Here is a 21082-nt window from a genome sequence, read left to right as displayed (position 1 = left end):
CGGCCCGAGGTAAACCGTCGTGTCGGTCCGGCCGGCAAGGAAGCCGCGGATCGCTCGGCTCGATGGGTTCGCCGGAGAACGGTTTCGTCGCCGGCGCCTCGCCGGACGACGCGGGCTCGACAGGGAGTCTCCAGCGCTGAAGACTGCTTGCCGGAGTGCGCCGATGGCTGCGATGAGATCGTGTCAGACATGCGGAAGAGAGCACCCGCCGGAGCGAGACTTCTGCGACTGCGGGGAATACCTCCGCTGGGAAGCGACGACCGAGCTGCGTGCGGTGATCGTCGAGTCGCCGCAGGCCGGCCAGGGCGCCGCCTCGCCCCCGGCGGCCGTCTCGCCTGCCCCGCCCGGTCAACCCGGCGCGACCGCCCCTCCACCGTTGCCCAAGACGCTCGTGCGCTCCGCCGTGCCGGAGCAGCCGGCGGCGGCGGAGCCGAGCGAGCCCGTGTCGGTCGTCCTGCGCCTGCCCGAGGGCGATCCGGCCAAGGGCGAGACGCTGCACCAGGCGGTCGAGCCGGGCCAGCGCGAGCGTGTCCTGGCGCTGATCCGCAACCAGAGCGGGATCGTCGATAACTACGACATCCGTGTGGAGGGGATGCCGCAGGACTGGTGGTCGGTCTATCCGGGGACGGTCTACCTCGTCCCGTTCGGCGCCGGCGGCACGTACGAGCAGGAGGTCGAGATCCACCTGCACCCGCCGCGCGGCCCCGAGGCCGAGGCGCGGGTGTGGGACCTGATGATCGTCGCCGACTCCAAGGCGATGCAGACGGTCGCGGCGTCGGCGCCGCTGGCGCTGCACGTCCAGCCCTACATCGAGACGGCGACGACGCTGCGCCCGCAGCGCAAGAAGGGTCGCCGCAAGGTGACGTTCGACGTGACGGTCGCCAATAAGGCCAACGCGCCGGTGCTGATCGCGCTGGAGGGCGAGGACGAGGACGCCGAGCTGAAGTTCGGCTTCAATCGGCCGCCGTCGGAGATCCCGGCCGGTGCGGCGATCGTGTCGCAGATGCAGGTCCGCCCGCCCAAGCAGATCTGGATCGGCCGCGGTCGCGATTGGCGGCTGGAGGTCAAGACGATCACCGGTGATGAGGCGGCCGAGCGCGCCGCCGATCAGGTCGTCGGCGCCGACGTGCTCTTGCAGGCCGGGCCGCCGGTGAAGAAGAAGTGGTACAAGCGCGGCGCGCCGCAGGTCCCAGGGATGTATCCCCCGCGGGTCTTCAAGCCGCAGCTGTACCCGCCGGACGTGAGCATGGGCCCGGGCGGCCTGCAGGTGCGGATGCCGAAGCTGCAGCAGCCGCAGTTCCAGGGCCCGCAGATGAAGTCGATGAACGCGTCGCAGCTCAAGCCGGGCCAGCTCAAGCTTCCAGGCCGCGGCGGCTCGAGCACGCCGACCGCGCCGCTGATGCCCACGCAGGGCGTCTTCAAGCAGAAGCCGTGGCTGCCGTGGTGGCTGATCCCGCTGCTACTGCTCTTGCTCCTGCTGCTCTTCCTGCTGCTGCGCAGCCAGCCGCAGACGGTGCTCGTCCCGAAGGTCGTGGGCGCGAAGTCGACGTTCGACGCGCAGGCGCGCCTGATCGAGTCGGGGCTGCGGCTCGACCCGGAGACGAAGACGCAGATCGACGACACCGTCCCGCCCGGCTCGGTGCTCCGGCAGGCTCCGGACAGCGGCGTCGAAGCACCACGGGCCAGCGCCGTCAGTGTCCTCGTGGCGGTCGGCAGCGGGCACGTCAAGGTGCCCGACGTCTCCGGCCGGACGGCGGCGGAGGCGGACAAGCTCCTCCGCGCCCGTGAGCTCACGCTGGGTCCGGCCTCGCCGCAGCCGGTCGACCCGGACGCGAACATCAAGAGCCAGATCCCGGCCGCCGGCGAGACGGTCAAGGCCGGCGCGCCCATCAGCCTGTTCTACGCGCCGAAGCCCGACGGCGGCCAGAACTCCTCAGGCAAGCCCGCAACTCCACCCGGCGATCCGCCGATGGGGGACGGCGGCACCAAGAACGCTGCGGCGGTCGTCATCCCCGCCGCCGGCGGCGCGACGCCCTCCGGCTACGCCAAGCGCCTCTCGGACCTCGCACTCGTTCCCGTGGTGCAACGCGTCTTCGACGAGGCGCCGCGCGATCACGTCGTCGCCACACGGCCGGCCGCGGGTACCACGGCCGCCAGAGGCCGCGAGGTCCGAGTGATCGTCTCCGCCGGGATTCCGCGGATCACGTTCTCCGACGGCGACGACGTGCTCCTGGTCGACGGCGCGACCGGCAAGCGACTCGGGGCCGTCGCCGCGGGCGCGCCGGAGGAGGCGGATCCCACGTGGGCACCCGATGCCACACGCGTCGCCTACGTCTCCGATGGACGGGTTCGCATCGCCGACACCGCCCGCCTGGGCCAGCGGCCGCGCGCGCTGACACCCGGGTCGGACTTCAGCAACCTCGCGTGGTCGCCGCGCGGTGACGTTATCGCTGCCGCCCGCGGCCCTGCCGGTGACACGGACCTGTGCCTGCTCACCGCCGGCGAGCGCGGCGTCCCGAGCTGCAAGCTCGAGCCGTCCTTCGAGCTCGCTCTCGCGATGCACTGGGCGCCCGACGGGCGTTCGATCCTGGCCGTCGGTCGACGCGCGGGCTCTCCCACCTCGGGCATCGTCCGCTGGACTACCGCGCGCCCGTTCTCCTCCAACGCCGGCGACTGGAGCGCCGGCGAGTTCATGAGCGATGTCACCGGCACCGACCGCGACGTGGCCGACGTCGCACTCTCACCTGACGGCAAGCGCCTCTCCGCCGCGGTCCGCTTCGGCTCGGACGAGTACCGGCTCTGGCTCACCGACGCCGACGACCTCGGCCTCGAGCGCGCCAAGCGGACCGGCCTGCGAGCGTGCAAGCTGGCGTGGCGCGGCGACTCACTCGAGCTGGCGCTCACCCAGGCCGACCGGGGCTGCCTCGAGTCCCAGGGCGCCCTCGTGCGCGTGGATCCGCGCCATCCGGACCGGACGACGCACGTCGCCGCGAAGGCCAACGACCCGAGCTATGCCCCCGAAACCCCGACCAGCGGCTGAGGTGCACATGTTCTGTATTCCGCAGGGTCGCCCGAGCAGCCGCTCGTCCTCGACCGCTCGAGTTGAGCGCTGTCCGATGGCGCGTTGGTAATACGCGGACGCCGACACGCCCAAGACCCGGCAGATGGGCTCGACGCCGAAGCGGCCGCGATGCTCGTCGACGAACGCGGTCACCTCGGTCGGTCTGCGTCGAGCTCCTTCGCGAAATACACGCTCGCCGATTTCAAGATCTCGTTCGCGCGCCGCAACTCATAGACCTCGCGCCGCAGCTTCTTGATCTCCTCACGCTCAGCCGTCGTGGGCAGATCCGGCCGCGTGCCACTGTCGGCCTCGGCTTGGCGCACACGCTTGCGCAACACCTCAGAACTGACGCCAAGGTCCTTGGCCACGTGCGCGATCGGGCGACCCGACTCAAACACGAGCCGGACACCCCGCTCGAGCAGTTCCTCTGGGTACTTTCGTGGTCTGACCATCGTCGCGGAGCATCCCTTCCAGCCAGGACATCATCCCGACCCTCAAGGCCTCCGTCGAACTCGGGATGGCTCACGGTCTCCATCAAATCCGGGGCAGTTCAGTGCTTGGTTCCTCGCTCGAGTCCTACGCCCGCTTGGGGAAGCTCGACGCGACCGTTGCGCACCGTTGCGGCGCGGTGCGGGCGCGCAGAAAGGTGACGCGAGCGTGAGGCCACGGACCTCTAACGCCTCGTTCTCCAGGCGTTTCGCACCGATAGCCGCGACTCTCTCACACCGGAGGTCCTTCTCCGGTCCCTCACTGCTATAGACGCGCCAGCGACGTCTGAGGCCGTCGAAGCATGCAGCGGCGCGCCTCATCGGGCTGGTAGCGCCGCACGTCACAACCACCACCGAACAGCGGGCACGCAGTTGCACTGAAGTGCCCGATTGCCCAAACCGCTCCCTCGACGGCCTGGGCGGCGTGGTCTCCATCGGCAAGCTGGCCGTCGGCCAGGAGGGCTACTACCTCGAGCAGGCACAGGGGCGCGTTGACCGCGCGACCAGCGTCGGCAGCGGGGTGGAGGACTACTACGTCCAAGGAACCGAGGCCTCCGGGTACTGGCTCGGGCTCGGCAGCGAGCATCTCCAGATCGTGGGGGAGGTCGACCGCGAGGCGTTGACGCGCGCCCTTCAGGGGCACGATCCGTTGAGCGCGCGGGAGCTTGTCGCTCCGCATGTGCGCCGCGTGCCGGGGTTCGATGTGACGTTCTCGGCGCCGAAGAGCGTGAGCGTGCTGTTCGGGCTCGGCGATGAGTCGCTGCGACGCACGATTCGTAGCGCTCACGACGCGGCGGTGGCCGAGGCGTTCGCGTATCTGGAGCGGGTGGCAGCGAACGGTCGGCGCGGGGCGGGCGGGTCGATTTCGATCAAGGGCAGCGGGTTCATCGCGGCGGCGTTTAGGCATCGCACGTCGCGCGCCGGTGATCCTCAGCTGCACACGCATGTCCTGATCGCCAATCTGGTCCAGGGTGTCGACGGCCGGTGGTCGGCGCTGGACGGGCGAGCGATCTTCCAGCACGCCAAGACGGCTGGCTACCTGTACGAAGCTCGGCTGCGGGCGCGGATGTCCGAGCGTCTTGGCGTTGAGTGGACGCCGGTGCGCAACGGCATTGCCGATGTCGAGGGCGTGCCGACGGACGTCTTGCGGGGGTTCAGCCGCCGGCGGGCGGAGATCGAGGCGGAGCTGCTGCGCCGTGGCGAGTCGAGCGCGGCCGCGGCGCGGATGGCGACGTTGTCGACGCGCCAGCGCAAGGACTACGGCGTCGTGCCGGAGCAACTGGTGGAGCTGTGGCGCGAGCGGGCCGCGCAGCTGGGCTTCGATCGCGCGGCGCTACGGGCAGTCCTCGGGCGGCGTTCCCATCAGCCTGACTCGCCGGTCGAATGGGATCGTGCCTTCACACGCCTGGCGGCCCCGACGGGACTTACCCAGCGGCGGTCGACGTTCGCGCCGCGCGACGTCGTGCAGGCGTTGTGCGAGGCAGTTCCGCCTGGCTCGCATGTGAGCGTGCGCGAGTTCGAGGCAATGGCGGAGGAGTTCCTGGAGTCCGAGGTTGCGGTTCGCGTGCTCGATGGCGACGCCGGCCAGGCAGCGCCCTCGATCCGGTTGCGTGACGGGCGCATGGTCTTCGCTCGCACCGATCGCCGGTTCTCCACGGTCGAGCTTCTGTCGGTCGAGCGTCAGGTGATCGAGACCGCGCTCGCGGGCGTCGGTGGGGCGGCCGGGATCGCTCGCCCGGAGGCGTTGAAGTCGGCGCTCGCCGCCCGGCCGTTCCTGTCTGGGGAACAGGTGACCATGGTCCAGCGCCTTGTCGGCGACGGCGATCGGGTCGCAATCGTCGTCGGGCCGGCGGGCACGGGCAAGACCGTCGCGCTCGCAGCTGCGCGTGACGCCTGGGAAGCGAGCGGGATTTCGGTCCAAGGTGTTGCTGTCGCTCGTCGTGCTGCGCGAGAGCTCAGCGACGGTGCCGGCATCCAGTCGACGAGCGTCACCGCGCTCCTGCGGCGCCTTCGACTCGGAGCGGATCCGCTCCCGCGGGGTTCGGTCCTGGTGATCGATGAAGCAGGCATGCTCGCGACCCGCCAGCTCGCCGAGCTACTGCGCCATACGACCGCCGTCGGGGCGAAGCTCGTGCTGACGGGCGACCATCGCCAACTTCCCGAGCTCGAGGCGGGCGGCTGCTTCCGTGGCCTCGCGATCCGCCTGCCCTACATCGGCCTCAAGGACAACCGCCGCCAACACGCACCATGGGAGCAAGAGGCGTTGCGCGAGCTGCGCCACGGCGACGTCGAGAAAGCACTCGCGGAGTACAAGCGCCAAGAGCGCATTGTCGTCGCTCCCGATGCGCACCGGCTCGGCGAGCGTCTTGTAGCGGACTGGTGGTCGAGCGGGGGTCCGAACGGCGGGATCATGATCGCGCTCCGTCGAACCGACGTCCGCACCCTGAACCGTCTCGCGCGGATCGCGATGCGCGACGCAGGTCGCCTGCACGGCGAGGAGCTGTTCTGCGGCGAGGAATCCATCAGCGCCGGCGACGTCGTTGTCCTTCGGCTCAACGACCCCCGTCGCGGCGTGACCAACGGCGACCGCGGCACTGTTGTTGCAGTGGGCCATGGCAGCCTCCAGGTCGATGTCGGGGGCCGCGTCGTCGAACTCGACGACGAGTACCTCTCTCGTTTCACGAACCACGGCGACCCAGTCGTCGCGCACGGCTACGCGGTCACCGGCCACGTCGCACAGGGACTGACGACGGACCGAGCATTCGTGCTCGCGTCCGACGAGCTGTACCGGGAGTGGGCATACACCGCGATGAGCCGTGGGCGAGCCACCAACCGGCTCTACATGGTCGGCGACGCACTTCGGATCCGCGACGAGATCGCTCCGCGGGTCCGGTCTGCGCCCGAGGCCGATCTGCTTGGAACGCTCCGCCAAAGCCGCCGCCAGCAGATGGCTCTGGATGTCGAACGTGACGGCCAAGTCCCAGTCGGCGAACCCAAGGATCGAGAATCGACGAAGCCCGATCGGACGCGTCGGTGGCGGCGAAGCCTCCGGCGGGATCGCGAGCAGGATCAGTCGATCGAGCGGTGACGGGCTCGGCGTGGCGGGCCACTTGAGACGCACGGCCTCGCCGAGCAGCGTCGCGACGGGGCCATCGCACTTCCGCAAGCATGACGACTGTGTGACGAGGGAGATCGGATCGGCGCCCGCGTCACGTCTCGGAGCAACCGGCACCGGCGTCAGGCGCGCACGAAGATATCCAGATCCACTGAGGCATTCACACCAAACAAGATGCAGCTGGCACGCCTGAGACGGCCGGCGGAGGCGATGGTAGCCGCGGTTTCGCACGAGTGGGGCCGCCGGTTGGGTCGTCGAGCGTGCGGGCCTTGGACGCGGAGGACTTGACGCGTGCCGCGTCGCGCTGGTTGAGTCGTCCGCGTGTCCAACGAGTCGAGAGATTGGACGATGGTGGCGCGCGTTGCAGAAGCGCTACTGACCGGCGCGTTCGTTCTCGGCATTGCCACGGTCGCAGGCGGAATCGTGGTCGCGGGGCAGATGAGAGCCGTCGGACTACCGGGTAGCGAGGCTGTAGCAGCGCTGCCGCGCTCGGCGCTGCTCACGCACGGGGCGGACGCGCTCCTGCCTTTCGTATTCCTCGCGGTCGGCATCCTCGCGACAGCCTTTCTCACCGCGCTCCTCTTCCAGCGATTGCACGCGAGCCCACGCCGGTGGCTGATCTTCGTTGCGATTGTCTTCTGCGGCGTACTTTTTTGTCTTCAGGGGTGGCTGGCCGGCTGGTGGCCCCCGGAGGACGCTCGGTTGCCATGGCTAGGCTCGTTCTTGATCGTGTTGGTGGGACCGTTGCTCCTTATGGCGATGGCTCTGCGTCTTTCGTCCGAAGGAATCCGCGGCTTGCATAGCTCGAGCCGTACGCCGGTGTGGCGCAGCAACTCTTGGCGCGCGATTTCGCCCGCCGTCGGGGCCATGCTCGCGATCACGACCGTCTCGTTCGGACTGGCGGTGAGTTATCCGCACGCGTTTCACGACCCGCGCGCTCGGGCAGCTGCGGTTCTGCTTCGTAGCAAACCTGAGATCGTCACCGGCGCGTGGATCGGCACGACGAAGGACTGGGTCCTGATCGGAGATATCTCTTGGTTCTCCCGCGCAGACTGCCGGTATCGTTGCCCCGCCCACACAATCAGCATTCCTCGCACTGATGTTGCGGCCTTCGCATACGGAAAGCTAAGAACCCCGAGATTCGCGTGCGGCGAGCTACAGCGCGTGGAACAGGAGGTGATCGCGATGGTCCCAACGCTTCCGATCTCTCCTCGGAATATTGTCAGTCGGCGGTGCCTTTGATGACTTGCTTCGATGGTCGGCCTCGGACAACCACCCCCCCGATGCCACCGAATCCGGTTGGGGATCCGTGTAGTGATCGAACGCTCCAGTGAGCTCGGGATCCGGGGTCTCGAGCGCGAGTCGCCCCGTCCGGTACGCCGGCGGCAAGCTCGAGTTGCTCGTCATCTCTGCTCGTTCGATCTGGTCAGGGTGTCCTGCCACGCGCGAGCGTCGAGAGGGCCCGGTCGGTGTACCAGGGCCGGAAAGCGATCCGCGCCGGGGGCAAACTGCCATAGAGAAGCAGCGCGCTGCCACGCTTGGCTTCGCGAAGTGAGTTCGCCGGCGCCAGCGACCGGTAGGTCGTCGACGTCGTCGTCGAGTGACGGCCCTGTTCGGCTGACGTTGAAGACTGCTGACGGACTTCGGTGTCGCCGACGATCTTGCCCACGTATTCCAGCGTGCGCTCGTCGGCGATCCCGCCGCCGATGACGCGAGCGCGGTGGTTGTTGACGATCGTGTCAGCGCGGTCGCGTCCCCATCGGTCGTGGGCCTGGGCGAGGTCTTGGAGGACAGTCACGAGTTGGACGCCGTGACCGGCGCCAGTCGCTGCGATGACGTCGAGATCCGGGAGCGGCGCAATATTGGCTGCCTCATCGAGCACGACGAGCAGGGGAGGGTCGAGAGGCTCGCCGGTCGCCGCCGAGCGCGTGTAGGCCTCTTCGATTACCGACTCGAGGAGAGCGACGAACACCGGACGCAGGCGACGCTGTTCGCGCACCGTTGCGCTCAGATAGAGCGTGTTTTGCCCGCCGTCGAGTAGCTCGTCCGGGCGAATATTGTCGCCCTTGGATCGCAGGAGGACACCGGGGTCGGCGTAGGCCTCGAGGATTGTTTCGGCCGTTGCGTAGACCGACGATCGCTGGCGGATGTCGCGGCCGATCGATGCTTCGAACGCGTGCGTCGCCGAAGGGATCTCCGCAGCGACCAGGGCGTCCATGATCTCGGCCTCCTCCTGCGTGTCGAGCCAGGCGATCACGTCCCCGATCGTGCGCCCTGACGTCACGGCGGCGAAGAACATCGGCGCGAGGAGTTTCGCCGCAGTCGAGTACCAGAAGTCGGCGTCGGCGAGTCCGCGTTTGTTCGCCGAAGCCCCCTCCGCCAGCCAGGCAGCGGTCCGACGTGCGCCGGCCCAGCTCTCGCAGCCGGCGAGCGGGGTCCATGCGGAGCTCTTCAAGCCAGTGCTCCCGGCGGGGTCGAAGAGTTGGACCCGTCCGCGCGCCTTCCGGGCTTCAATCGTGTCGCGCAGGAGGTCCGTCTTGACGCTGGTCGCGAGTACTGGTCCTCGCCACTCGAGGATCGCGGGGATTGCCAGACCCGTCGTCTTTCCGGTCTGGGTGGGCGCGATAACGAGAGTGGAGTGGAGCGGCTCGCAGCACACGAGGAATCGGCCTCGGCGACCGAGCGTCACTCGCGCCGGTTGGGGGCGAGTTGCGAGAAGCGGATGGAGCTGGTGATTCGTCGCCCAGCGAGCGACGGCCGGTCCGTGGTCTCGTCGACTCCATCGCACGCTCACGCGTAGACCGAGTGCGACGATTACTGCGGCCACGACGAACGCCGATGCGTACATCGCCATGGCCCCAGGCAGTCGATCGCGCACGTCAACCGGCCACGCGCCGCGCGGGTCGCTGAGATGGCTCGGCAGCTCGAGAAGCGCGGCGAGGGAGTCGGCCAGGCCGAGGTGCGGCCATCCGCCTGCGAAGACGAGACCAGCGGTGGATCCGACGAGCCAGCCAACCCCACCCAGAACCGCGACGACAGCCGCCAAGCCGAGGAACACAATCTCCAGCGGGTTGAGCTCGTGCGCTGCGCCTCCGTGCTCGTTCATGCCCAACGAGTCCCGCGGTCGACCATGCTGCCGTCGGTATCAACGATCGGCCGTTCGATCTCGGAGAGGCGATGCTGCACGAGGTAGCCACGGGTGCTGACCTTCCACAGCGCGATGCCGAGCCCGAGCTCCGGGAGCAGGTCGGCCTCAACTGAGGTCAGGCCGAGTGGCTCGCGCGCCATCGCGACGTTGTCGGGCGGCTGACGGTAGATCACCCGTGTCTGGGCGTCGTGCAGCAGACCTTCGGCGAGCTCCCGCTCGCGACTGCCGGCCGCGCCGGCCGCGGAAAGGTCGGTCAGCCGGTGCATGACGACGACGTTCTGTACGCCGTCGCGACGGGACATCTTGAACGCCGCCTGCAGCCATTCACCGACGCCGATGAACGAAAGCGCGCGCCAGACCTCGTCGAAGACGTTGATCATTTTCCGCGGCGCTCGCTCCTCGCGGCGCGCCTCCTCGTGGAGGCTCAGGATCATCCCGCGCTCCCAGGCCGATGCACACGTCATCACGAGTCCGAGGGCACTTGAGTCATAGAACGCCGACAGGTCCAGGACGACCGCGCGCCCGTCGAGTCGCAGGCCAGCGGTCGTCGGGCCGTCGAACATCCCGCGAAGGTCGCCTTCGCAGAGGCGCTGGAGACCTAGGGCGACGTCACGCGAGCGCTTCGCGAGCGCCTGCGTCGTGGTCACGAGGCGCTCGGCCATGGACTTGTGGGGGCGAAAGAGCAGGGAGACGATGGCAGGCAGCGTCGGTTCCACGCCCTGGTCATCGTTCACCAGCCGTAGCGCCTCGCGCACGGATCCTTCCTCTTCCTGATCGAGGCGGCGGGAGAGCGCGCCGGCCGCGAGCGCACGGAGGAGGTTGAGCTGGGATTGCCAACCCGACTCGCGGGCCACCGGATTCAGGCGCACGTCGCCGCCTGGGACGAGCCGGATCGGCTCTACGCCGAGAGCCCTCGCGAGCGGTGCGTACTCGCCCTTCGGGTCTGCGATCCAGGGGACGCGGCCAAAGAGGGCCTGGCGGTAGAGGTAGCTCTTCACCAGCGACGACTTGCCCGAGCCGAGCTCGCCGGCGACAAGGAGATTCGGGTTGCTGATGACCCGCCGCTCGTAGAGGACGAACGGGTCATACGTGAACGCCGATCCATGGAGGTCGGTTCCGATGAGCACGCCGCCGTCACCGAGGCCGTTCTCGCCGAAGAACGGGTAGATCGCCTGCGCGTTGGCGGTTGTCGCGCGATGCCCTGGGCGCTCGCCGCGTCGGTGTCTCACAGGAGCCCGCCGGTCCGACTTGCGTTGAGCCCACGTCCCACGGGAAGGGCGCCGTTGACGAAGCCGGTGTCCTGCTCACCCCAGAGGGGGGAGAGGTCGAGGTAAGCCTGCTGCGCTGCTTGCTCGACGCGCTCGCACGCGTCATCGAGCTCGCTCACGTTGCGCCCGGTCACCGTCACGTAGCCGGCGAGGCGGATCTCTTCGTGGCCGGAGGCAAGCTCCTCCTCGCGTTCGACTGTGGCGTTCTGTTGGCGCCGGCGTCGCGCAGTGGTGCGAAAGCCGCGACGTTCCCGGAGCTCCTCGTCGGCCTCGTCGCTCGTGATCGCTGCCTCGACCGCGCGCCGCGAGCGAGCCGGTGGAATCGGCTCGATGATCAACGACATGCTGTGGACCGCGTGTGCGCTGAAGAGCAGTGGCGTCATGAAGAGTGGGCCGACGGGTAGTCGCGGCCACTGTGAGATCCAGTAAGTCCTATGGATCGCGCCGTCGGTTCGGTGGGAGTTCCATTCCGTGTCAGCTGCGATCGGGCCGAACGAGATCGCCTCGGGCACGGTCTCGGGCTCGCGATCAACGGTCTCCGGGCGTCGAAACGGGTCGTAGCCGCTCCGAATTGCGGCGGCGTACTGCGCGGCGGTGAGGACGCCGGCGATCTCGACGTCGGAAGCGTCGAAGCGGGTGAGCAAGGTGCGCAGCTCGCGCAGGACGACGACGTGGGCTTGGTCGCTCTTGGTGATGCGTTCGGTCCTCGGATCGCGAGCGCCTCTGGCGACCGCGCGCCGCTCGTCGAACTGGACCGCGAGCAGAATCTCGTGATCCTGCGTCACCTGGGTCGACTGCTCGAGCAGAGATCGATAGGACAGCTCCAGCTGCTTGGGGATATCCGGCGATGCGTCTCGCGCTTCGAAGAAGTGGCGCCAGAGGCCATCGCCGTCGGCGGGGAGAGCGCGCTGCAGGATCTGCAGCCGCCGGACCGGCATGGTGCTCCGCGCGAGCCCGGCGAGTATCTGGCCCCAGCGCGCGAGACGTGCCTCGTGCTCGCTCGTGGGCAATAGACCGACAGCACGAACTCGCACCGCGACTGCAGCTGTAAGTGTGCCGGCACGGCAGTCGCGGAGAAGCCCAACGTCGAGATCGCCGGTCGGGACCGCGATCAGCTGGCAACCGTGGAGGCAGGGAGGCAGGTTCCCCGGCCGCCGCGCTTCGGTTCCGTCGATCTCGGCGATGAGTCCCCCGGCGGGAGCTGAGGACCGGAACCGCAGGCTTCCGGTAGCCGCGGCGGCGAGGAAGGACAGCGTCACCGGCATCCATTCCTCGGCTGTCCGCCCGTTGATCGGGATGAACGCCAGGGCGGCGCCGATCGCAATCGCAACCAGCGCAGCCAGGAAACCGCCCGCGCTGGACGCGACGTTGACGATGAACACCGCGCTGAGACACGACGCGCCGATGCACAGCACCTGGCCTCGTCGGAATCCACCGATGATTCCCCGTCGTTCGAGCGGGCCGAAGCGATAGGTGCGATCCGGCCGGGACGGCTCAGTCATGGCGCCTGTCTCTGTGCTCGCTCGTCGGACGACGCTCGGGTAGCCGCGGCAGATCGAGCGGCACTGCTTCCGACGGACCTGTCGGCCCGCCGGTCGCCAGTTCAGGTGTCTGCGTAGCTGCAGCCGCGATCGCAGGAGCACCGGCGATCGCGTGCGACGAGCCCATCCCGGAGAAGTTCCGGACCGCGAGCTGCCGCGCGGCGAAGGTTGGCCGAGAAGGAAGCGGCTGCCGCTGCCGCGCCGGAGCGCTTGTTCGCTGCGGTGGATGACGACCTGCTCGGGGTCGGCATCCAGCGTGGGCAGATCGGCGTCCTCCAGGTCGACACGGCGCCACCCGCCGCGCACGGTCGCTTCGCGTCCTTCACGGATCCGCTTGATGCGGTAGCTGGTCGCCTTCCAGAAGACCCGCTCGAGCGAATCCGAGTCGCTCAGCGGCTTTCGGTATTGCGTGACGATGTAGTCGATCGCCTCGTCGACGGCGAACTCCCACTGATCGCGGGTGAGACCCCTCGCCGCCGAGAGCTCGATCGGGACCTGGTCGACGAGCCTGTCGCGGCGTGGAATCAGCGCGTCTGCGAGCTGTTGTGGCGTGTAGCTCCAACGGCGCGGCCCATTCAATCCCCGGCGCGCCTGCCTGCTCCCGAACTCGGCCATACCGCCGTCAAGCCGCCGAGCCGTCCGTTTGGGCAAAAGAATGCTGGTCCGCACCCTGTCGGTCCTCCCGCTCCACGAGTTTTCGTCCTCGAAGACGCGTATGTCAAGCCCCGCAACGTGCGGCTTTCGATTGCCCGAACTCGCCACTCGACGGCTTGGGCGCTATGGCCGCATTACCTGCTCAGGGCGATCCGGAGTTCGCACTCCGCGCCTATTTGGCTCTCCTCGCCGGTAGAGCACCATCGACGCATTTCCTCGAGGTCCGCTATCGCGTCGGCGATCAGCAACTCGGACACGAGTTCCACCACGTCTACGACGACCGCGCGCTCATCCGCGCGGTTCGCTCGCGGGGTTCGCGTACGGACGTCTACGTCGGTTGCGCGCCGCGCTCACGCCGCCAGGGGACCAAGGACGCGGTCTCGCAGGTCTGGGTCCTGTGGGCTGAGTGCGATGGGGAGGAGGCGGCTCGTCGGCTGCAGCGGTTCCGGCCGCTCCCGTCGCTCGTCATCGCATCCGGGTCAGGCTCGAACTGCCACGGCTATTGGCCGCTCACGGCGCCACTGACCCCGCGCCAGGCGGAGATGGCGAACCTACGGCTCGCGCACGCGCTCCAGGCCGACCGCGCATGCTTCGACGCGTCGCGCATCCTGCGTCCGCCGGGCACGTGGAACTTCAAGCACGACCCGCCCCGGCCGGTCGGGGTGCTGCGGCTCGATGCCCAACTGCGCTTCAACGTCGAGGAGATCACTGGGCACCTGCCCGAGGTGAGCGACGAGATCGTGCGCCGGCGATGGGACGCGGTTCCACGGTCGAATCTCGACGATCCGTTGCTCTCGATCCCGCCGCGGCACTATGTCGCCGACCTCCTCGGGGTCAAGCCGGGTCGGAACAACAAGGTGTCGTGCCCGTTCCACAACGACGACCGACCGAGTCTGCACGTCTATCCAACCGGGGACCGCGGGTGGTGCTGCTTCTCCTGTCGGCGCGGAGGAACGATCTACGACCTTGCCGCGGCTATTTGGGGAATGCAGACACGCGGACGGGACTTTGTAGAGGTGCGACGACGGCTGACCGAGCTATACGGCCGTGGGATCGATAGGTCGAGGATCGCCGCGAGATCGCTGGAGCGCTGATTTCTCGTGCGGTGTCGTGCGCCGAAACCGGGCTGTGTACCGATCCGCGACGAGTGCTTAGAAGGCCACCCGAATCCCGTCCACTCTATGCCAGCCACGTCCCGTACGGCCGAAATCGGCCGGTCGAATCCCGTCGAATCCCGTCGAGCTAAGCGCACGCAGGGGAGTACGGTGCAATCCAGCAGCGCTCCTGGTGAATGAGAGCGGGTGTCCGCTGAGGTGTACTCGTGCGCGGCACCGTCACGCAAAGGTTCGCTGCCTACGCAGCATCGCCGTTCCGCCTCACGGCTGATGCGTTGAGCGATCGCCCCGGGCATCACGTGCACGGCGCACGACCACAATCGTCCACGGCGAGAACGTGCCCTTAGCGGCGAGTCGATACGAGAAGCGCCCATCGCGGCTGCCTCGGCGCAACGAGCCGCGCACGACACCTCGAGCGTCGAGTCGGAGGGCGCCGATGTTGTGTCGACGACTGGTCCGCAACTGCGCGAGTTTGGCGCCGACCACGCGCAGCGCGAACGCTCCGTCGGCACGCGCTTTCAGGACGGCTTGCGCGCGTCGTGCGGTGGGCTGCGGGGGTCCGGGAGGTGCCGGATCGGCCGGTTCTTGATCCCCGGCGCTTGCGGGCGGAACCGGGGAGATCCCCGGCGATTCTTCCGCACGCGGGTCGGCGGTCGTCGCACGGGAACCCGCTTCCGGCGCCGCGTCCGCGCCCGATGGAGCTGCGGCCAGGCTCGACTTCAAGCCGTTGACAACCACGAGATCAATGCCCGCAGCGGCACTCTGGTCGAACGTGAACCGCTGGTCGACGCTCGGAGCGAACTCGCCGTCACGGATTCCACCTGAGACTACCCGCAGACGTGTTCCCGGCGCGACGGTGGAGCCACCGTCGGAGGTCGCCTTCAGACTGCCTGCGACGCGGGCGGTGCCTGCGAGCGTGAGACGCCCGAAGGCATCGGCGCCGGCCACGTGGAAGAGCGCGGAACCGTCGGTCGTCTGGCGGAACGCTGTCGCCTGCAGCTCACCGCGGTCGATGTCGAGGACGCCGTTGTTCTCGAGCGGGGCCGAGATCGTGGCGCGCCCGCCTGTGGCCGGCCTGCGGATGGTGCCGAGGTTGAGCAGCAGTGTGTCGGCTGTGCCGGCGATCGTGCTCGAATCGTTGACGATCACCGTGCCGCTGTTGCGCAGCCGGGCGCGCCCGGAGAGGTCGACGAGGTACGTGCGTCCGGCCGCGTTGCGGAGCATCCCGCGATTGTCGACGGTGGCATCGATCACGCGCAGGGTGCCGTTGAACTCCGTGACGGCCGTCTCGGCGATGCGCAGGACGCCGCGCAGCTCGATCTGCCCGCCGGACACATCGAAGCGATCGCGGATGTCGAGGCGTCCGGCCCCGGTGATCCGGCCGGCGCTCATCCGCAGCGTTCCGGCCGGGATCGCTCCGCTGACGTCGACGGTTCCGCCGTCGATCGTGATCGCGCCCTCGAACGTGCTGTTCTGCAGCGCGAAGGCGCCGGCCGAGAACGCCAGCTCCGAGCCGATCGGCGCGCTGAAGGTTCCCGTGCTCACGCCGCCGCCCCCGGTGAAGCTGATGCGGCCATCACGCCCGATGATCGTCCCATCGTTGTCCAGCGCCACGGAGATCGAGGCTGTGCTCGTGCCGGCGGTGCGGGTAATCGTGCCGGTGTTGTGAACCAGCGCAGAGGAACTCCCGACGGCGCGGCGGATGTCGGCGCCGTTGCCGAGAGTGAGCGTCCCGGCGTTCTCGAGCGTCGTGTCGAGATAGCCGACCGAGCTAGTGGCCACGTTGACTGTCGCCGTGGCCGCGACGGCCAATGTGCCGTTGCCGTCGACCCGTCCACCGCTCCAGGCGAGCGCGCCGGCAACGGTGACGTTCGCGTCGAGTAGGGAGAGCCAGCCGCTGCTGAGGCGCAGCGTGCCGGTGGTAGCGATCGGCTTGCCGCTCACATCCACGTCGCCGCCGTCGATCGTCACGTTACGCGCCAGGCTCGCGTCCTGGAGCTTGAAGAGGCCGGCGGAGAACGCGACCTCGGCGTCGTCAGGCGCGGTGAAGGTCCCCGTGCTGGTGCCGCCCCCGCCCGTCATTGTCACGCGCCCGCCGCCGCTGGTCACGACGCCGTCGTTGTCGAGCGGCACGTCCAACCCGGCACCACTCGTCCCGGCTACGCGGGTGACCGTGCCCGCGTTGTGAATCAACGCGGGCGAGCCGCTCGTGGCACGACGAATGACCGCACCGTTCCCCATCGTAAGCGTCCCCGCGTTCTCAAGCGTCGTATCGAGATACGCAGTCGAGCTGGCGGCCATGCTCGCCGCCGCCGTGGCCGCAACGACGAAGGTGCCGTTACCATCGACCCGTCCACCGCTCCAAGCCAGCGCGCCCGTGACGGTGGCGTTCGTATCCAGCAGCGAGAGCGAGCCGCTGCTGAGGCGCAGCGTGCCCGTAGCGGAGATAGGCTTGCCGCTCACGTCCAAGTCGCCGCCGTCGATCGTCACATTGTGCTCGAGGGCGGCGTTCTGCAACTTGAAGTAGCCCGCGGAGAAGGCGACCTCGGAACCGTCGGGCGCGGTGAAGCTCCCCGTGCTTGTGCCGCCCCCGCCGGTCATAGTCACGCGCCCGCCGCCGCTGGTCACGACGCCGTCATTGTCGAGCGGCACGTCCAACCCGGCACCACTCGTCCCGGCTACGCGGGTGACCGTGCCCGCGTTGTGAATCAACGCGGGCGAGCCGCTCGTGGCACGACGAATGACCGCACCGTTCCCCATCGTAAGCGTCCCCGCGTTCTCAAGCGTCGTATCGAGATACGCAGTCGAGCTGGCGGACACGGCAACGGTCCCACCCCCGGGTACGACCAGCGACCCGGCCCCATCCATCACCCCGCCGCTCCAGGCCATCGCGCCGCCGATCGTGACGGTGGTGGCCGTGGTGAGGCGCCCGCTGCTTACGCGGAACGTGCCGGTCGGGCGGACGTCGCCGCCGGCGATGTTGACTGTCGCGCCGTCGACTGTCACGTTGCGGCCGAGGCTCGCGTTCTGAAGCGCAAACGTCCCGGCGGAGAACGCGACCTCCGAGCCGTCGGGGGCGGTGAAGTCACCAAAGCTTGTGCCGCCCCCGCCCGTCATTGTCACGCGCCCGCCGCCGCTGGTCACGACGCCGTCGTTGTCGAGCGGCACGTCCAACCCGGCACCGCTCGTCCCGGCTACGCGGGTGACCGTGCCCGCGTTATGAATCAACGCGGGCGAGCCGCTCGTGGCACGACGAATGACCGCACCGTTCCCCAATGTCAGCGTACCCGCGTTCTCAAGCGTCGTATCGAGATACGCAGTCGAGCTGTTCGCCACCGAGAGTGCGCCGCCCTCCGACACGATCAGTGAGCCGCTCCCGTCGACCGTCCCGCCGCTCCAGACGAAGCCCTCGGCGACGGTGATCGTGCTGTCGAGTAGCGAGAGCCAGCCACTGCTGACGCGCAGGGTGCCGGTCGTGGTCACGGGCCGACCGCTGACGTCGACGTCGCCGCCGTCGACCGTCACGTTGCGTCCCAGGCTCGCGTCACGGAGCTTGAACACACCGGCGGAGAAGGCGACCTCGGAACCGTCGGGGGCGGTGAAGCTGCCGCTGCTGGTGAGGCCGCCGCCGGTCAAGCTCACGCGCCCGCCGCCGCTGGTCACGAGCCCGTCGTTGTCGAGCGGCACGTCCAAGCCGGCGCCGCTCGTACCCGAGGCGCGCGTGATCGTCCCCGTGCTGTGGATCAGCGCGGGCGATCCGCTCGTGGCGCGACGAAGCACCGCGCCGTTGGCCAGCGTGATCGTCCCGGTGTTCTCGAGCGTGGTGTCGAGGTATCCCGTCGAGCTCGTCGCAACGCTCAGGGTGCCGTCCTTCGCGACGATCAGCGAGCCGGTCCCGTCAACCGTCCCACCGCTCCAGACCATCGATCCGCCGACCGTGATCGTCGTCGCCGTCGTCAAACGTCCGGAGCTGAGCCGCAGCAGGCCGGCGGGGCTCACGCCACCGCCGGCGATGTTGACCGTCCCGCCGTCGACGGTCACGTTGCGGCCCAGTGTGGCGTCCTGCAGCGCGAACGTGCCCGAGGAGAACGCGACCTCGGCGCCGTCGAGTGCCGTAAAGCTGCCCGTGCTCATCTCGCCTCCCGCGATCAGGCTCAGCCTTCCGCCGACGCTCGCAACGGCTCCGTCGTTGTCAAGCGGGACGTACACGTTGGCGGCGCTGGTTCCGGCGCTTCGCGTGATCGTGCCTGTGTTGTGGATGAGCGCGGGGGAGCTGCCGGTGCCGCGGCGGATGTCGGCGCCATTCCCGAGCGTGATCGTCCCGGCGTTCTCGAGCGTGGTGTCGAGGTATCCAGAGGAGCTCGCCGCAACGCTCAGGGTGCCGTCCTTCGCGACGATCAGCGACCCGGTCCCGTCGACCGTCCCACCGCTCCAGACCATCGATCCGCCGACCGTGATCGTCGTCGCCGTCGTCACCCGACCACCGCTGATGCGCAGAAGGCCCGCAGGGCTCACGCCACCGCCGGCGATGTTGACCGTCCCGCCGTCGACGGTCACGTTCCGGCCGAAGGTGGCGTCGGCGAGCGCGAAGCCGCCGCTCGAGAACGCGACTTCACCGCCGTCCGGCGCGCCGAAGCTGCCCGAGCTCGTTCCGCCGCCGCCTGCGAGGCTGAGGCGGCCCCCGTTGCTGGAGACGGTCCCGTCGTTCTCGACCGGGACATAGAGGAACGCGCTGCTGGTCCCGGCGGAGCGGGTGATCGTCCCCGTATTGGCGAGAAGCGGACTGAAGCCAGTGCCCGACGGCGCGCGCAGATCGGCACCGTTGCCGAAGCTCAGCGTGCCGGCGTTCTCGAGGCGCGTCGCGAGGTACGCCGTGGTGCTCGGATTGATCTCGAGCGTCGCATCTGCGCTCACGCGCAGCGCCGCGATCCCGTTGAGCGTGGCGCCGGACCACCTCACGCGACCCTCGACCGTGCTCGTCGTGATCGGCGCGATCACGCCGCCTTCGAGAGATGTCCCGGTCGCGAGAGTGGCGCCGTCGAGCGTGAACGTGCCGGCGCTAAGGGCGACCGATCCCGCGCTGGAGTCGAAGCGGCCCGTGGAGGTGCCCCCGGCACCGAGGTTGAGGCGGCCGCCGTCGCTGGAGATCACCCCGGCGTTGTCGAACGGAACGTACAGGCTCGCGCTGCTGGTTCCGGCGGCGCGCGTAATCGTGCCGGTGCTGACGACGAGCGGAGCGAACCCGGTGCCCGAGGAGGCGCGCAGGTCAGCCCCGTTCCCGATGCGCAAGGTCCCGGCGTTCTCTAGCCGGGTGGCGAGGTAGCCCGTGCTGCTCGCGGTGACCTCGAGCGTCCCCTCCGAGGTGATCCGCAATGCCTTCGGGCCGTTCAGCGTGGCGCCGCTCCACGTCACGTGCCCTTCGACGAAGCTGTCACCGGCCGGCTGCAGTGTCCCGCCCTCGATCGCGGTGCCGGTGCCGAGCGTCGCGCCGTTGAGCGTGAAGGTGCCGGCGCTGAGGACGACCGTGCCCGTATCGGTCGCGAAGCGCCCAGTCGAACTGCCGCCCGAAAGCAACGCCAACCGCCCACCGCCGCTGGCGACGACGCCGTCGTTGTCCACCGGCACGATCAGATTCGCAGTTGCCGAGCCGTTCGCTCGCGTGATCGTCCCCGTACTCGCGATCACCGCGCCCGCCGCCCCGGACACGGACCGCACGTCGGAGCCGTTGCCGAGGCTCACCGTGCCCGCGTTCTCGAGACGGGTCGCGAGATACGAGGTCGAGCTCGGGCTGAACTCAAGGGTGGCTCCCGACTTGATCCGCAATGCCTTCGGGCCGTTCAGCGTGGCGCCGCTCCACGTCACGTGCCCTTCGACGAAGCTGTCACCGGCCGGCTGCAGTGTCCCGCCCTCGATCGCGGTGCCGGTGCCGAGCGTCGCGCCGTTGAGCGTGAAGGTGCCGGCGCTGAGGACGACCGTGCCCGTATCGGTCGCGAAGCGCCCAGTCGAACTGCCGCCCGAAAGCAACGCCAACCGCCCACCGCCGCTGGCGACGACGCCGTCGTTGTCCACCGGCACGATCAGATTCGCAGTTGCCGAGCCGTTCGCTCGCGTGATCGTCCCCGTACTCGCGATCACCGCGCCCGCCGCCCCGGACACGGACCGCACGTCGGAGCCGTTGCCGAGGCTCACCGTGCCCGCGTTCTCGATCCTCGTTCCCACATACGCCGTCTGGCTCGGCGCGACGTCCATCGTCGCTGACGATGCGACCGCGAGCGTCCCGGCTCCGTCGACCGTCCCGCTCGCCCACGCCAGCGACTCGGTGACGGCCAGGCGGCCGCCGACGCTCAGGCGGCCGCTGAGCGTCACCTGCTCGAGGCTGCCGGAGCTGACGGCCAGCGTCGCGTTGACGATCACGGGCCGTGCGCCTTCGATCGCCGCGACATTGACGGCCGTCGAGACCGTGACGGCGGCGCCGGAGCCGAGACACACATGATCGTCGGCCGCAGGCGCCCGGGCCTCGGCCCAATTGGCGGCGACGTTCCAATTGCCGCCGCCGGCCGCGCTAAAGGTGATTGTGCAATCCGATTCGGCGAATGCGGCTCCGCCCCAGGCCGCGACCAGCGTGGCGACGACCGCGACCGCCACGCTCGCGAAGACCCGAGCGCGGCTCACCGTCCGCCGCCCCATGCGCG

Annotated in this window: 9 protein-coding genes; 4 read left to right on the top strand and 5 right to left on the bottom strand. The window is 69.1% G+C overall.

The features are described from left to right. Window positions 1–274: 274 nt before the first annotated feature. Entirely contained in the window at window positions 275–3040 is a 2766-nt protein-coding gene (locus tag OM076_RS46035; RefSeq protein WP_270040461.1) for a PASTA domain-containing protein, read from the top strand. A 170-nt stretch (window positions 3041–3210) separates the two neighbouring features. Here OM076_RS46035 and OM076_RS13335 read toward each other — a convergent pair whose 3' ends face one another. Then, window positions 3211–3513 (bottom strand): transposase, encoded by a 303-nt coding sequence (locus OM076_RS13335; protein WP_270040460.1) that lies wholly within the window; start codon window positions 3511–3513, stop codon window positions 3211–3213. Window positions 3514–3931: 418 nt separating this feature from the next. On the opposite strand from OM076_RS13335, the gene mobF reads away from it, so the two are divergent. Together mobF and OM076_RS13325 are read left to right on the top strand one after the other, a co-directional pair. After that, window positions 3932–6637, top strand: a complete 2706-nt coding sequence (mobF, locus tag OM076_RS13330) for a MobF family relaxase (RefSeq protein WP_270040459.1) — start codon at window positions 3932–3934, stop codon at window positions 6635–6637. A 348-nt stretch (window positions 6638–6985) separates the two neighbouring features. Next, the gene (locus tag OM076_RS13325; RefSeq protein ID WP_270040458.1) at window positions 6986–7906 is read left to right on the top strand and encodes a hypothetical protein; all 921 of its coding nucleotides are present in this window, start codon (window positions 6986–6988) and stop codon (window positions 7904–7906) included. Between the two features lie 184 nt (window positions 7907–8090). Here the strand turns inward: OM076_RS13325 and OM076_RS13320 are convergent, their stop codons facing one another. From OM076_RS13320 to OM076_RS13310, 3 genes are read right to left on the bottom strand one after another with little or no spacing between them, the layout of a single operon-like run. Then, the gene (locus tag OM076_RS13320; protein ID WP_270040457.1) at window positions 8091–9770 is read right to left on the bottom strand and encodes a type IV secretory system conjugative DNA transfer family protein; all 1680 of its coding nucleotides are present in this window, start codon (window positions 9768–9770) and stop codon (window positions 8091–8093) included. After that, a complete protein-coding gene (locus OM076_RS13315) occupies window positions 9767–11041 on the bottom strand; it encodes a putative type IV secretion/conjugal transfer ATPase (protein WP_270040456.1) in 1275 nt (424 codons plus the stop codon). The genes OM076_RS13320 and OM076_RS13315 overlap by 4 nt, the downstream gene beginning before the upstream one ends. Next, a complete protein-coding gene (locus OM076_RS13310; protein ID WP_270040455.1) occupies window positions 11038–13236 on the bottom strand; it encodes an SCO6880 family protein in 2199 nt (732 codons plus the stop codon). The genes OM076_RS13315 and OM076_RS13310 overlap by 4 nt, the downstream gene beginning before the upstream one ends. A 164-nt stretch (window positions 13237–13400) precedes the next feature. Here OM076_RS13310 and OM076_RS13305 point away from each other — a divergent pair, with 164 nt between their 5' ends. Further along, window positions 13401–14369 (top strand): CHC2 zinc finger domain-containing protein, encoded by a 969-nt coding sequence (locus OM076_RS13305; protein WP_270040454.1) that lies wholly within the window; start codon window positions 13401–13403, stop codon window positions 14367–14369. A 282-nt stretch (window positions 14370–14651) separates the two neighbouring features. Here OM076_RS13305 and OM076_RS13300 read toward each other — a convergent pair whose 3' ends face one another. Beyond that, a complete protein-coding gene (locus OM076_RS13300; RefSeq protein WP_270040453.1) occupies window positions 14652–21062 on the bottom strand; it encodes a beta strand repeat-containing protein in 6411 nt (2136 codons plus the stop codon). Between the last annotated feature and the right edge of the window lie 20 nt (window positions 21063–21082).

This window comes from Solirubrobacter ginsenosidimutans (assembly GCF_027587205.1).
Note: the sequence above shows the minus strand (reverse complement) of the source record. Positions and strands in the feature narration are given on the sequence as shown.

Coding starts and splice junctions, on each gene's coding strand:
- OM076_RS13335 (WP_270040460.1), bottom strand. CDS start 3,513: ATGGTCAGACCACGAAAGTACCCAGAGGAACTGCTCGAGCGGGGTGTC.
- OM076_RS13320 (WP_270040457.1), bottom strand. CDS start 9,770: ATGAACGAGCACGGAGGCGCAGCGCACGAGCTCAACCCGCTGGAGATT.
- OM076_RS13310 (WP_270040455.1), bottom strand. CDS start 13,236: ATGGCCGAGTTCGGGAGCAGGCAGGCGCGCCGGGGATTGAATGGGCCG.
- OM076_RS13305 (WP_270040454.1), top strand. CDS start 13,401: ATGGCCGCATTACCTGCTCAGGGCGATCCGGAGTTCGCACTCCGCGCC.